Below are 14,001 nucleotides of genomic sequence, written 5' to 3' on the forward strand. Positions count from 1 at the left end.
AATCGGTCTTTACCCAACCCCTCTCGCTCAGATGGCGATTGCGGCAGCTCAGAGTTTATTTTGAGTTAACATGATTTAGGTATACATTCGACATCGTGTAAAAACACTGCACATTCTTTAAACACTCTAGGTATCATCACAATTGACAAAAATCCTAATCGCACCATACAATGCCAATATACCATGAGAGAGTATATTGGCATTTTTGTCATAATTTCTTAATGGAAGGGATAGAGTATGAACCAGGCTGTTTACCGGGAAGCTAGCAATAGAGAATTCTATACCGAAAGCCGATAATATGGGATAAAAAGCGTCGGTATAAATCCTAGTTTATGAGCCAACTGGTATGATGCAATATTTTCCATGCGACATGCCCAAATAGGTTCCAAACCATTTTCTAGACAGTAATTTATAAGAACTGAGCAAACGTATAATGCAAACCCTTTTCCTCTATACTTTTCTAAGGTCTCAATACCAATTTCTAATTGCTTCTCAAACCTACATGACGAAAAAGCTGTAGAAGCTACTTCTCCATCATAAATCAAGCTATATCCTATTCCTGTATTTTGGAATTGATCTTCGTGATTCCAAAAATACTTTGGAATTACACTCCCCTGCAAAGTTTGTAACATTTCTTTAGTTGTACGTACTATTTCATGTTCTCGGCTATCTAATGGCCGCTTAATGTTCTTAAAGTCACTAATATTAAAAATGAAATTAACTCTTGTGTTTTCTACGACTCTTCTACTAACATCATCCATCTCTAAAACTCTATTCATATTTGCAGAATCTATTTTCACTAAATATGAATCCAAAATTGTTTCGACTTTATTGCTCCAAGAATTTGGAAATACTTGCAACCATTCATCCTTATTCCTAACCTTATTCTTGTTAGTCAAATAGTAAAATAAATTCTCATTAAAATATTCATTTTCCGTATTTCCAAATAGTAGTGACATTCCATAGGGATGTGCGATATAAAATACTTTTGGTTCTTTTTCACTATCAACATAAACCGAGCCAGTTACTTGCTGATAAACAACTGCTTTAGCAAATAAAGTATTGATTGTTACTCTTTCCAACGGTGCAATAACTTTAAAATAATCATTAACTTTTAACTTAATCATATTCATACCCCTCATGGTTCAAATTTCCTTTCCGAAACGTGATTATATGCTCATCGTGGCAGATCCTTCGGAAAGATTTATCCAACATTAAGACTCCCACTTCTATAAGTGGGAGTGGTGCCCCCGTACTCTGCTTCGGTGACGATAGTCTCCAGTGGAGAGTATCGCCGAGCGCCTTTCCCAATAGGAACACTTGGCGCGAAGGGTAGAGTCCCCCACCGAAGCCTCGATGTTCAACTTTAGTTGAACGAGTTCACTGCATTTTTTCCTTTTTAAATTGTGATATATTTAATTTTAATAGATGAGGGTTGGAAAAAGCTAGAAAATAATTAGTAATCTATACCGGTATAGAAATGAGGGTTTTTAATGTGATTTATAAATATCAATTAGTTGCGGATTTAATAAGACAAAAAATATCTAACGGTGCATATAAGCCTGGTGAAAAGCTGCCTTCGATACAGGTACTCGCTAGGGAATTGTCTTATAATTCTGATACAATCGTGAAAGCTTATAAATTGCTTGAGGCAGAGCATTTAATTTATGCCTTTCCTAAAAGCGGATATTATGTTGTGAAATCTTCGGCCGTAAATCGTAGGAATAACGTCGTTGATATGGTAACGACTGGTCCTCCCGATTACATTAATCCATACAAAGATTTTTATCATTGTATGGAAAAAGCCATTTCGTTATATGAAAAAAAGCTGTTTGAATATTCTTCACCGCGGGGTATGCCGGAATTGATTCATGGTTTAGTCAAACACTTGGTAAATTTTCAAGTTTTCACAAAACCGCAAAATATTTTTATAACCAATGGCTCACAGCAAGCTTTGTACATTCTTGCAGCTATCTCTTTTCCTAATACCCGGACAAAAGTACTTGTAGAGCAACCAACATATTCTGTCATGCTTCAAGTAATGAAATGCACCAAAACTCCAGTTGTCGGTATTAGAAGAACACATGAGGGTATTAACCTTAACGAGCTGGAATCAATATTTAAACAAGGAGATATTAAATTCTTTTATACTATGCCAAGATATCAAAACCCTACGGGATTCTGCTATGATGGTACTCAGAAAAAAGAAATAATCAGGCTTGCTAAACAGTATGAAGTCTATATTATCGAGGATGATTATTTGGCAGATTTGGAACTGGATACAAAGGCTGATCCGATGTATGCAATGGGAGAACAAGAACGGATTATCTACATTCGGAGCTTTTCAAAAACACTGTTACCAGGACTGCGCCTGGGAATGGTTATATTACCAATAGAACTCCAGAATGAATTTATAACCTATAAGCGGAGCATCGATCTGAACTCCCCAATCCTAACACAGGGCGCATTGGAAATTTACCTGCAAAGTAGTATGTACAAGTTTCATGTGCAAAGAACAAAAAAGTATTACAAAGAAAAGATGGATGTTTTACGAGATGCATTCGAGCAGCAACTAGATGGAATTATAAAATGTTATATACCTACAACAGGGATCTATGCCTGCTTAGAGTTGAATTGCATATCAGCCGATGTTCTTGTAAACAGGTTGTCGAAATACGATGTACTTTTGAGCAGTACAAACAGTTGTTATATTGATGGTTTTCCGCACTTAGACGGTTTGCGTTTATGTGTTTGTAAAACGGATGATGATGATATTAGAAAAACTATCAAGCTTATAAGTCAAGAATTAAACTACTTGCGTAAATAATTTTGTGTCAATGGAATTTACCGAACTTTTGAAGTACGAAAGAAAACGGGTCGAGCAGGAAAGCATTAAGTGTAATATAATAAACATACAAGGGAGGTTACATAATGAAGAATTTTCTAAGTTGCATTCATGAAAGGGTTTTACTATATGATGGTTCTAAAGGTGTTATGCTTCAAAAGAGAGGTTTAAAAGGCAATGAAGCTTCAGAATCATGGAATTTATCAAAACCAGATGAGGTTAAAGATCTATATAATCTATACAAAGAAGCAGGTTCTGACGTAATTCAAACCAATACTTTTCCAGGCAATCGAGTTACCTTAGATAAGCATAGTTTAGGGGATAAAACTTATCAAGTAAACTTCGAGGGCGTTAAATTAGCCAAAGAAGTTGCAGGGGATAACACTTATGTTGCCGCTTCAGTTGGTCCTACGGGTATGATATTAGAACCCGCGGGGGATTTAAGTTTTGATAAAGCCTATAGTATTTTTAAAGAACAATTAAGGGCAATAGAAGATGCAGGTGCAGATGTCGTTAATTTTGAAACTTTTACGGATTTAAATGAATTAAGGGCAGCCATATTAGCAGCTAAGGAAACTACAAGTCTGCCAATTATTGCTTCTGCAACATTTAATGACAACAGTAGAACGCTATCGGGTAATTCGGCAGAGGTATGTGCTCTAGTATGTGAATCATTAGGAGTGGCAGTAGTGGGGGCTAATTGCTCAGGCGGTCCTGATAGTTTGCTTGAACCCATTAAAAAAATGCATTTGGTTGTATCAATTCCTCTTTCGGTAAAGGCAAATGCCGGGATGCCTGTATTATTGAATGGAGAGGCAGTCTATAAACAAGAACCAGACCAATTTAGTTCATATACAAAAGAATTTGTAGAGAATGGAGTAAGGCTTATTGGCGGATGTTGTGGAACGACTCCGGAATTTATAAGTTCCATAAAGAAAGAACTTGATGGGATCAAAGCACCGAATTTAGATATAAAATCTGGTTCAACTATTACTTCTGCCTTTAATTATCTGGTGTTTTCGAAAGACAAGGAATATGCGGTTGAAGAACTTTCTTTTAAAGAAGATACTACTGTAAATATGTTGAAAAACGGTGATTTTTATAACTTGTTACAAGGTTATAAAACAGCAAATATGGATTATCTTTTAATCGATTTTAGTAATATGAACGAATCGTTTGATGTATGGGGATTTACCAGCACCATTAGCTTTTTAATTAAAAAACCATTAATCATGAAATGTGAATCAATTGAAATTCTCGATAAATTTCTGAGATATTATCCCGGAAAGGTCGGAGTAGTTCTGTCAGATAATACAAAAATTCCTCTTTCTCAAATAAAACACTACGGTGCTTTGATTCTTAATGATGAATTAGAACCTATAACCATTTGATACCTCTAGGACATAAGAACACCGAAATCATGCCTGATTTCGGTGTTCTTATATGCTTGTTGCATCAACGGTGAAGGGTTTTCTTTAGTATCAGAACACGGTATATTATACAAAGAAAATAATAACGAAAAGTAAAGGAATGAACGGCAACCTGAGCGGGACAAATCTGGTCTTTATTAAAAGTTCTAAGTATTTCTTACAGGCATTATTTAATTAGTAATATTTTTAGAGTAGACTATTAGAAGGTATTTCAACATAATTTGCGAATTAATTAATTTAATAAATAAATATTCTAAAGACTTTGTAAATAACTTCAAAATACTGCCTCTATTGAGGTTCGAAAAAAGGGTAATGAAGTCGACGAAAGAGGTGATTGCGTGCGTTCGCTTAAACATCAAATCCTAATATTGTTGTTGGGTTCGCTCTTTTTACTGGCAGTTTGCTTCCTCGCAGTTCTTGGCTGGTATATGAAAGACCGCGTTGTGGCGGCCACTATAATAAAAGCACAAACAGATTTAACAACCTGTGGAGAAATTATTGATAAGACATATCCTGGCTCATGGTCAGTGCAAGAGGGGAACCTTTATAAAGGAACTACGAAGATCAACCTTAATAATGACTTAGTTGATTATTTGTCTCGCCTTTCGGGGGACACGGTGACCATATTTTTGGGGGATACAAGGGTAGCGACCACTGTACTCGGTTCAAACGGCGAACGTGTGATTGGGACCAAGGTTTCTGCTAATGTAGCCCAGACAGTACTGCAGAATGGTCAGACTTATATAGGAGAAGCTAATGTCGTTGGCCAATGGCACCAATCGGGCTATGCTCCATTACGAGCAGAAAACGGAAACATTATTGGGATTTTTTATGTAGGAATCTCTCATGCCTATGAACAGGAAATAATCACTCGATCTTTGATTACAATGGCTGTACTGGGATTAGCCTTAACAATTTTGATAGCACTTCTCACCTGGTTTTTCATTCAGAGAGTTATCATCAATCCCTTGCATAATATCATGTTAGGAACTCGGGATGTTGCAACCGGACACATGACTCAAAAGGTCAAAGTTTCCGGTGCCAAAGAAATTGAGGAACTGGAGGATGCCTTTAACCAAATGGTGGAGCAGTTCCAGTCATTTACAGGGGAAATTAATCGGGCGACCAGCAGTAATCAAGAAAGTGAACCAATTGAAATTGAATCTGGTACGGTTACAGAGTCGATCCAAAGCAGTGAGGGTGTAATCCAAACTGCCGTCACTGCTGAGCAAGAGCAAAAATCCGAACTCGATACTGCCTGGTTTATTGCAGAAGAGGAGTTGCCAAAGGGCTTGAATCAAACAACTCTTGTTCAGATAACACAATTTTTACAAGCAAATCGCCGGCCTCTCTCTTCGGAGGACGTCGCTGAAGGGGTAAAGCTGACTAGGGTCACAGTACGTCGCTATCTCGAATTTTTAGAAGAACGTGGACTATTAGTATCTAAACTCAAATATGGTATCGGCAGACCTGTAAAGCTATTTATACCTTCATAAAAGTTTCCTTTTCAGACGGTCTGTCAAATAGACCTATAAAAAATAAACTTAAGTAAGCGGCATGAGTTCGGTATTAAACCGGGCTCATGCCGCTTTATGACTGGGTAAAGAGATTATTAGCCTGGGCTTGATAAGTAAAAATTCCCTATATCTTCAATTTACAAAACTTTCGAAATATATTAATTATCCACATAATGCTTTATTTAAGTTAATATGCGTGACAGTCCTTGAGATGAAAGATAAAGTAAATTACAGACACCTGGTTTGCTCAGATCTTATCATAAGTTGCAGGTGCGCTCGTCAACACTTTGATTGAGAAAGGAGCAATCAAATTTGACAAAAAACTGTCTTAATCCTCGGGTAAAAAGTCCTACTGAGAAAATCTTGAACTGTTGGGAAGTTTGTTAAAGTTAGGAGTGATAAAATTTGGAGACAAAAGGTTATTTGCCACCATCTGAAATAACTCATGCCACTATACAGACAGGAATAAAAAAAGTAGGTATGAAATATTCAAATCAGTTTATTTTGGGGATTCTAGCCGGGGCTTTTATAGCTTTTGCTGCCGAAGGCTCAAATATGGCAGCCTTCAATCTATTTGCAAAGCCAGAAACTTATGGTCTGGGAAAAGTTCTGGCAGGTGCTATCTTTGGAACAGGACTTATGTTAGTTGTATTAGCGGGAGGAGAATTGTTCACCGGAAATACTATGATTTTAGGCGGAGTCTTAGATGGAAAAGTAAAATTAAATGATATGCTCAAAAATTGGTTTTTCGTTTATAGCGGTAATTTTATGGGTGCTATACTTCTTGCCTATATGATGGTTCATTCTGGTTTGTATGACAGCGGTGCAAATGTTCTGGGGGGAGTAACTATCAAAATAGCAGCCTATAAAGTAGGACTGCCATTTATGTCTGCTTTCTATTTAGGAATTATGTGTAATATGTTAGTTTGCCTGGCAGTGTGGATGGCATATGGAGCAAAGGACATGGTAGGCAAAATACTTGCAATTTTCTTTCCAATATGGCTTTTTATCACATCCGGTTTTGAACACAGCATAGCAAATATTTATTACATTCCGGCTGGAATACTAGCAAAGGCAAATCCAAGTTGGGTAGCTGAATCTCATCTTACTCCCCAAGTGCTAGCAAACTTAAACTGGGGGACTTTTATAACCAATAACTTAATTCCGGTAACTCTTGGAAACATTGTTGGCGGATCGATTTTTGTGGCTGGAGTTTACTGGTTTGTTTATATTAAAAATGACGTAAAACAAGAAGGTGTATTGCTAAATCAGTCAAGGTCAAATGCCGCTAAGTAAAATAGCCTCATAAAGCAAAATTCCTCCCGCTAAAAGAGGGAGGAATGCTAATCAAAAAAGTTTTAAGTATATTGAGCAGTCTATTGAACAAGGTTTTTATAGCATATACTTGTGAAGACTTCTTATTCTTACGAAAAACGGTAAGTCCAGAAAGATTCACGCTCGAGCATATGGCTATATGAGTTTTTTGATGATGGATTCTTGAATTGTCCATTCCCGAGACGCGGGAGAATTACTTGGGATTGTGACCTGTGTGCCCGAATCGCAGCCAACTTCATCTCTGACACTGCACTAATATCGTTGATAATATCCGGCGCGCCGAGCATATCCTGACAATCGCGAGCAAAAGCATGAGCGTAGACAATCGGGCGTTCCTGTAGGGAAAGACGAGAGACGGCACGGATCGTCACGTCACCTAGAGCATTGTGATCCGGATGCACTGCATGTCCCGGATAATGAGTTATGACCAGGGAGGGGCGGACCTCTTTGAGGATCTGCTCAATTCTATCGGTCAATTGTTCTGGGTCTTCAAACTCAATCGTTTTATCTCGCAACCCAAGCTTAATCAGGTGTTGAATGCCGATAGCCTGACAGGCTTTCTCCAACTCTGCTTCCCGAATACTCGGCAACGATTCCCGGTTGGCAAAGAATGGCCTTCCCATATTGCGCCCCATTTGGCCCATAGTACCACAGACGTAAGTGACAGGAACACCCGATTTAGTGAATTGTGCTATGGTTCCGCCACAGCCAAACGTTTCATCGTCTGGGTGTGGGAAAACTACGAGAACGTGTTGTTCCAAGAAATTATTCCTCCCACATTAATAATAATTTTACAATTCAAAAGGGGATAAACTGAGTTCTAAAGCTACAGCCAGGCGCCCATCTTGATCATGACCGGCGAGCAAGAGCCGACCTTCCTGGTCTGTCTCAAAATCCGTTAGACCTTCGGCGTAAACCCAGCCGAGTTCTATCTTAAGCCCCACGCGGTATGGACCGTCCCCCGTGATGATCCCACGTCCAAAGCAGATACGACCATTGCGAATATAGGCTCCCACAGTCATATTACTTTCTTTCCTATGGACGGCATAAGCTCCATTGGTCGTCTCTAAATGGAGGTAAACGTCGCGGTTAAGAAAACCGTTTAGCGCAGATTGTACAATCGATTTATTAATTGGATCCATGAAACTATCCCCACCTCACCATTGATTTCCAACTTATTATATACCACTTTCCGGTTATTTTCACTCAGTGTATGCGTGCAAAGGAGTCGACCCAAAGGATAAGGCCAATGCCACATGTTATTATTCTTTTATTTTTATATATTGACCTAAGAAAGAAAAACTGGTAAGATACCACCAACATAACCAATATTTTTAATTGTGATGACGGGGTAAAGTAAACGGAACGGTCTTTTCAGGGAGGGAGCGTCATAGACTGAAAGCGCTGCTAAAGTATCAACCGTTGAAGGTTCACTCCTGAGCTGCCAGACTGAAACCCTAGGGAAAGTAGGTTTGGTCGGAGACTTCCACCGTTAAAAGGAAGGGGGTATAAGAAATAGATATTTAATTATATTTTATTTCCGTACTTGCAATGAGGAGGGGTCTTTTACAGACCCAATCTGGGTGGTACCGCGAAAAAACACTTTTCGTCCCTTGAGGGATGAGATGTGTTTATTTTTTTGTTCTTTATTCTTTATACACGGAGGTGAAAGGCTCAACAGATCGGATGATCTTAGTGAACTCGTTCAACTAAAGTCGAACATCGAGACTTCGGTGGGGAGTCTTAACGATTGGATAAACCCTTGTTTGAAAGAATTGTAAGGAGTGATCTACATGAAAAAGATAACAATGAGGTTAAAAAGTAAACTATGGCTTGCACTTCTTTTGGTATTAAGCCTGCTGATCAGTGCCTGCAGCCCGACCAAAGAAGCCGATGTAAAGAGTGCTGGCGGCAATGAACCGTACAAAATTGGGGCAGTGTTAGATATCAGCGGAAATTCATCTTCTTTGGGAGTCCCTGAACGGGATACCTTGCTAATGATGGTTGAAAAGCTAAACGCTAATGGCGGGGTTAAAGGACATCCTATCGACTTGACCATCATGGATAACAAAAGTGACGAAACGGAAAGCGTTTTGGCAGTTAAAACGCTGATTGAGAAAGGCGCGCTTGCTATTCTAGGGGCTAGTTCGAGTGGAACCTCCATGGCCATGATTAAGACGGTTCAAAGTGAAAAGGTTCCCATGATATCCTTAGCGGCCGCCAGTAGCATCGTTGAGCCAACCAGTGAGCGGCAATGGGTCTATAAAACTGCCCAAAGCGATATTGTGATGATCAATAAGATTATTAGTTATCTAAAGAAAAACAACCTGAATAAAATAGCCTTTTTGTATATGAATAATTCCTACGGCGATAATGGGAAGAAGGCCATCTCCGCTGCTGTTAAGGATAGCGGGATCGATATTGTTGCCGAAGAAAAATTTGATGCTAATGACAAAGACATGACGCCTCAGTTAACTAAAGTTAAGGCGAGCGGGGCGCAAGCTGCGATAGTTTGGGCGATCCCACCCTCGGCTTCCATTCTGACCAAGAATTTCAAAGACATTGGCCTTTCTATTCCTCTGATTCACAGTCATGGGGTAGGCAACCAAAAATTCATTGAACTTGCTCAGGGCGCAGCGGATGGTGTTATCTTACCAATCGGTAAACTTTCTGTAGCCCAACAAATCTCAGATAATGATTCCCAGAAAAAAGTGCTGGAAAGTTATATCGCTGATTATTCGAAGAAGTACAATGCTGAGCCCAATTCCTTTGGAGGATATGCTTGGGATGCCTTCAATCTGTTAGTAAACGCTTTAGAGAAAGCTGGTCCAGATCGCGTAGCGATCCGGGATGAGTTGGAAAAAACACAAGGATTTGTTGGCATTTCAGGAGTGTTCAACATGACCCCACAGGATCACAACGGTCTGAAGGAAGATTCCGCAGTTTTAGTGCAAGTAGATCAAGGAAAATGGAAGCTTATAGAATAACGGGGTGTTTGATTGATGGGAGAACAACTATTACAACTTTTATTTACCGGACTGACTTTGGGAAGCATATACTCCATCATCGCGTTAACCCTGGTTACGACCTTTAATGTCACGGGTATTTTGAACTTGGCACAAGGCGAGTTTGTCGTGATCGGGGCTCTGTTGGCTGTCAGTTTGCAGGGAACAGGAATGCCTATAATTGCTGTATTTATCGTATCAGTAATTCTAGTCGCAATCTTGGGTGGATTGCTGGAACGTCTGACAATCTACAGAGCACGAGGCGCCAGTAACCTTAGCATGCTGATAATTACCATCGGTCTCTCGATTTCTTTGCGAGGATTAGCCCTCCTTATCTGGGGAACAGAGACCTATTCTCTGCCCGCCTTTTCTGAAGGCGGGTCCAAAATCGTGGGGGGAGCTGCCTTAAATCCTCAGAGTATCTGGATTTTTGCTCTGGTTGCGGTTACCCTGACCGGGTTATATGGCTTTTTAGGGCATACCTTTTGGGGCAAAGCAGTCAAAGCTTCGGTTTATAACCAAACAGGAGCAAGGCTTCAGGGCATAAACTTGAATACCATCTCCTTTTTAGCCTTTGTGGCTGCTGGCGGTCTAGGGGCAGCGGCTGGGGTGAGCATAGCTCCGATTACCATGGTGACCTATGATATGGGGTTCATGTTGGGTGTGAAGGGTTTTGTGGCCGCCGCTATCGGGGGTTTGAGCAATGTCGGTGGCGCAGTTATAGGGGGTATTCTCTTGGGTATTTTGGAGTCCTTCAGTTCTGGACTCATATCTTCCGGGTTAAAAGATGCCATTTCCATGATTATTTTACTGGGTGTTCTCCTGTTTCGGCCTGAGGGAATTATTGGGGCTATAAGAGAGAGAAAGATATGATTGCATACCCTAGCTTGAAGAGAGGATGAGTTGAACGAAAGGCATGGTTATAAAATGAAACTAAAAAATCATCGAGGATTTATCCTCCTGTTGCTGCTGCTTATAATTCCTCTGGTGGCAGAAAGCAATTACTTGTACAGCACTCTAGTCATCATCGGTCTTTATGCGATCATCGTACAGGGCTTAGGGATCTTGATGGGATATGCAGGTCAGGTTTCCTTTGGGCATGCTGCTTTCTTCGGCTTGGGCGGATACACAGCAGCTATACTAACGACGCGGTTTCACTGGCCCACACTTTTGGCGCTCTTTGCCTCTGCAATACTTCCGGGAATCATTGCAGGACTCATCGGCCGACAGACCCTCAAGTTGCGTGAACTTTATCTAGCCTTAGCGACGCTCAGTTTTGGAATTTTAGTTCATATTTTCTTCAATGAGGGTGGGGAACTAACAGGTGGACCGTCAGGAATGAGCGGAATCCCCAATCTTTCCATCGGAAGTTTTGAGTTTGACAGTGATCAGAAATTCTATATGCTTGTTTGGCTTGTTTTGTTGATGTTGTTAATAGGAATCTATAATCTGGTCCATTCACGGACCGGCAGAGCACTCTGCTCGATTCGAGAAAGTGAATATGCAGCAGAAAATGCAGGTATTGACTGTGCTCGGCTTAAGTTGCAGGCGTTCGTCTTCAGTGCTTTGCTGGCTGGACTTGCCGGGGGATTATATGCTTTTTATGTTACTTTCATCAGTCCATCTCCGTTCAGTTTTCATACTTCAGTCCAATTTGTCTTAATGGCGGTGATCGGAGGTCTGGGCACTTTTTGGGGACCGGTAATAGGAGCGGTCGTGGTGGTTGCCTTAAATGAATTACTGCGCGAGATTGTACCTTTATTAATACCCGGGGCAGGCGGCGAATATCAGATTATCATTTATGGAGTTATTCTGGTGGGCCTTATGATTTTTCAACCTAAAGGGTTAAGCGGGATCGGTCAATACTTCAGAATACCTCTCAAAAAGCAACTAAAGACTGACGTTAAAATAAGAGGCTAAAAGGGGGATTGTAATGCTTCTTGAGTTAAGCGGGGTTACCAAACATTTTGGCGGTATTGCTGCGGTTAAGGATATTGGGTTTAGCGTAGCTGAAGGAAGCATCGTTGCTCTGATTGGTCCTAACGGTGCAGGAAAAACTACACTTTTTAATATTATTACTGGGACGCTACCACCGGAGAAGGGTTCGATCGCCATAAAAGGCAGGGATATAGTGGGTCTAAAACCGTTTGAGATTGCTTCTGCCGGTATCACTAGGACGTTTCAAAATCTTCAACTTTTCAGCAACATGACGGTGCTGGAAAACGTTATGGCTGGAGCACATCTTAGAAGCAAAAAAGGATTTATTCGTTCATTTTTCACCTTTCCTGGAAATTGCCGTGAAGAAAGAAAAATCAGGGAGGAATCCCTGACTTTACTCGAAGACATTGGGCTGGTGGAGACTGCCGGACTTTTTGCCTCCGAGTTACCCTTCGGAAAACAAAGACTCTTGGAAATAGCCAGAGCGTTAGCTTCTCATCCTGCGTTAGTACTGCTTGATGAACCGGCTGCTGGCTTAAACCCCGCAGAAACAGAGATCCTGACAGGGTATCTAAAGGAACTTAAGACGAAAGGAACCGCTATGATCCTGATTGAACACGACATGCAAACCGTGATGGAAGCTGCCGACAGGATTGTCGTCTTAAATTTCGGCCAAATGATCGCGGAAGGTACGCCCGCGGAAATTCAGGCAAATACAGAGGTCATTAAAGCATATCTTGGAGAGGATGAAAAGATTGCTTAAAATTAAGAACCTGGGTGTTTATCATGGCTATGTACAGGCCATCAGAGAGCTGTCCCTAGAGGTCAAAGAAGGAGAACTGCTGGCTGTTTTGGGAGCGAATGGGGCAGGAAAAAGTACTTTGTTAGGGACTGTAGCCGGGCTGTACAAGCCGACTGCAGGGGAAGTTATTTTTAAAGGTAAACCAATTACTAGCCAAAAACCGGAACAGGTTGTCAGGCAAGGCATAAGCCTTGTTCCGGAAAAAAGAGAAATCTTCAGCGCGTTGAGTGTCCTTGATAACCTCATGTTGGGAGCTTTCCATCGTTATCGAAAAAATAAGCCAGTATTAATGAACGATATTCAAGAAATACTAGAGCTTTTTCCGGCTTTAAAAGGCAGAGAGAGTGATCAGGCAGGCAGTTTAAGCGGTGGTTTGCAGCAGATGTTGGCAATTGGCAGGGGCTTAATGTCTCGGCCTGCCCTCCTAATGCTCGATGAACCCTCGATTGGTCTAGCTCCATTGGTAGTTCGGGAGATAATGTCTATTCTGGTCAAGTTAAAAAAGACCGGAGTCACTATAATCCTTGTAGAACAGAATACCAAATCAGCCCTAAAAGTGGCGGACAGCGTCTTAGTGATGGAAAGAGGCGGGATTACCCATAGCGGCAATTCAGTGGATATCATTGCTGACTCATCTATTCAAGAGGCTTACCTGGGGCGGGCTCGTTAGTTTATAGATTGCTTTAAGAAACGGCTTAAAAAGTACTGTGACCGTATAGAAGACCCTCCTGTTTACCGAAATTCACGGTAAGGGAGGGTTCTGGGAGGTCGCTGTTTGTCTTTATCAGCCCATCATCACACGTTGAAAAAATTATGACTCTAAGCCATAATGGCTCTAATGATAAAGGTAGGAGGGCAATGCTAGGAAAAATGTCTTATTAAAGAAAAATATTAACTAGATTTTTACAGAGAAGTGTGGTATTTTAATGTAGAATACATAGTAGTAGTGTGAGTGTCTTTGTGTAGATTGATTTTCTGCAGGTGTGTAGGATAGAGTAACGGTAGGTAACGGTTGTTTCCAAAAAACGTAGGATAGTTGTAGGATGGTAGAATTATGGATGTGGTTTATTCCCTGTATCCGTTTTTTTGTTGCGGATTTTAGGGCGATTCACAGTTTTTCTAACTCCTA

Annotated in this window: 12 protein-coding genes and 1 other annotated feature; of the genes, 9 read left to right on the top strand and 3 right to left on the bottom strand. The window is 40.6% G+C overall.

Translation table 11 applies throughout. From position 1 onward, the window contains the following. Positions 1-278: 278 nt before the first annotated feature. Entirely contained in the window at positions 279-1,127 is an 849-nt protein-coding gene (locus M8E35_RS15440; protein ID WP_252470082.1) for a GNAT family N-acetyltransferase, read from the bottom strand. Positions 1,128-1,495: 368 nt separating this feature from the next. Here M8E35_RS15440 and M8E35_RS15445 point away from each other — a divergent pair, with 368 nt between their 5' ends. The 4 genes from M8E35_RS15445 to M8E35_RS15460 all read left to right on the top strand — a co-directional run bounded on the left by M8E35_RS15445 (position 1,496) and on the right by M8E35_RS15460 (position 7,088). Then, entirely contained in the window at positions 1,496-2,827 is a 1,332-nt protein-coding gene (locus M8E35_RS15445; RefSeq protein ID WP_252470083.1) for an aminotransferase-like domain-containing protein, read from the top strand. A 104-nt stretch (positions 2,828-2,931) separates the two neighbouring features. Further along, positions 2,932-4,236 carry a homocysteine S-methyltransferase family protein gene (locus M8E35_RS15450; protein WP_252470084.1) on the top strand — a complete coding sequence of 435 codons (1,305 nt, stop codon included), beginning with the start codon at positions 2,932-2,934 and terminating at the stop codon, positions 4,234-4,236. Between the two features lie 377 nt (positions 4,237-4,613). Further along, entirely contained in the window at positions 4,614-5,771 is a 1,158-nt protein-coding gene (locus tag M8E35_RS15455) for a cache domain-containing protein (RefSeq protein WP_252470085.1), read from the top strand. Between the two features lie 426 nt (positions 5,772-6,197). Next, on the top strand, positions 6,198-7,088 hold the full coding sequence (locus M8E35_RS15460; RefSeq protein WP_252470086.1) for a formate/nitrite transporter family protein: 891 nt from the start codon (positions 6,198-6,200) through the stop codon (positions 7,086-7,088). Positions 7,089-7,216: 128 nt separating this feature from the next. Here M8E35_RS15460 and bshB2 read toward each other — a convergent pair whose 3' ends face one another. Continuing rightward, positions 7,217-7,888: a bacillithiol biosynthesis deacetylase BshB2 gene (gene bshB2 / locus M8E35_RS15465; protein ID WP_252470087.1), complete on the bottom strand. Its 672-nt coding sequence runs from the start codon at positions 7,886-7,888 to the stop codon at positions 7,217-7,219. A 30-nt stretch (positions 7,889-7,918) separates the two neighbouring features. Then, positions 7,919-8,269 carry a YojF family protein gene (locus tag M8E35_RS15470; RefSeq protein ID WP_073031452.1) on the bottom strand — a complete coding sequence of 117 codons (351 nt, stop codon included), beginning with the start codon at positions 8,267-8,269 and terminating at the stop codon, positions 7,919-7,921. Positions 8,270-8,461: 192 nt separating this feature from the next. Next, positions 8,462-8,744, top strand: a binding site (T-box leader). A gap of 176 nt (positions 8,745-8,920) precedes the next feature. On the opposite strand from M8E35_RS15470, the gene M8E35_RS15475 reads away from it, so the two are divergent. From M8E35_RS15475 to M8E35_RS15495, 5 genes are read left to right on the top strand one after another with little or no spacing between them, the layout of a single operon-like run. Further along, complete coding sequence (locus M8E35_RS15475) at positions 8,921-10,114, top strand: ABC transporter substrate-binding protein (protein ID WP_252470088.1); 1,194 nt, start codon at positions 8,921-8,923, stop codon at positions 10,112-10,114. 15 nt (positions 10,115-10,129) lie between these two features. Beyond that, positions 10,130-11,005 (top strand): branched-chain amino acid ABC transporter permease, encoded by an 876-nt coding sequence (locus M8E35_RS15480; protein ID WP_252470089.1) that lies wholly within the window; start codon positions 10,130-10,132, stop codon positions 11,003-11,005. 54 nt (positions 11,006-11,059) lie between these two features. Further along, the gene (locus M8E35_RS15485) at positions 11,060-12,052 is read left to right on the top strand and encodes a branched-chain amino acid ABC transporter permease (RefSeq protein WP_252470220.1); all 993 of its coding nucleotides are present in this window, start codon (positions 11,060-11,062) and stop codon (positions 12,050-12,052) included. A gap of 13 nt (positions 12,053-12,065) precedes the next feature. Continuing rightward, a complete protein-coding gene (locus tag M8E35_RS15490) occupies positions 12,066-12,833 on the top strand; it encodes an ABC transporter ATP-binding protein (RefSeq protein ID WP_252470090.1) in 768 nt (255 codons plus the stop codon). Further along, positions 12,826-13,542 carry an ABC transporter ATP-binding protein gene (locus tag M8E35_RS15495; RefSeq protein ID WP_252470091.1) on the top strand — a complete coding sequence of 239 codons (717 nt, stop codon included), beginning with the start codon at positions 12,826-12,828 and terminating at the stop codon, positions 13,540-13,542. The genes M8E35_RS15490 and M8E35_RS15495 overlap by 8 nt, the downstream gene beginning before the upstream one ends. Positions 13,543-14,001 lie beyond the last annotated feature (459 nt).

Source organism: Desulfosporosinus nitroreducens, from assembly GCF_023897015.1.
In the GTDB taxonomy this organism is placed as follows: Bacteria; Bacillota; Desulfitobacteriia; order Desulfitobacteriales; family Desulfitobacteriaceae; genus Desulfosporosinus; species Desulfosporosinus nitroreducens.

Bases quoted from the DNA above. Each gene is read 5' to 3' on its own strand.
- M8E35_RS15440 (WP_252470082.1), bottom strand. From the start codon at position 1,127: ATGATTAAGTTAAAAGTTAATGATTATTTTAAAGTTATTGCACCGTTG.
- M8E35_RS15470 (WP_073031452.1), bottom strand. From the start codon at position 8,269: ATGGATCCAATTAATAAATCGATTGTACAATCTGCGCTAAACGGTTTT.
- M8E35_RS15450 (WP_252470084.1), top strand. From the start codon at position 2,932: ATGAAGAATTTTCTAAGTTGCATTCATGAAAGGGTTTTACTATATGAT.
- M8E35_RS15485 (WP_252470220.1), top strand. From the start codon at position 11,060: ATGAAACTAAAAAATCATCGAGGATTTATCCTCCTGTTGCTGCTGCTT.
- M8E35_RS15480 (WP_252470089.1), top strand. From the start codon at position 10,130: ATGGGAGAACAACTATTACAACTTTTATTTACCGGACTGACTTTGGGA.
- M8E35_RS15490 (WP_252470090.1), top strand. From the start codon at position 12,066: ATGCTTCTTGAGTTAAGCGGGGTTACCAAACATTTTGGCGGTATTGCT.
- M8E35_RS15475 (WP_252470088.1), top strand. From the start codon at position 8,921: ATGAAAAAGATAACAATGAGGTTAAAAAGTAAACTATGGCTTGCACTT.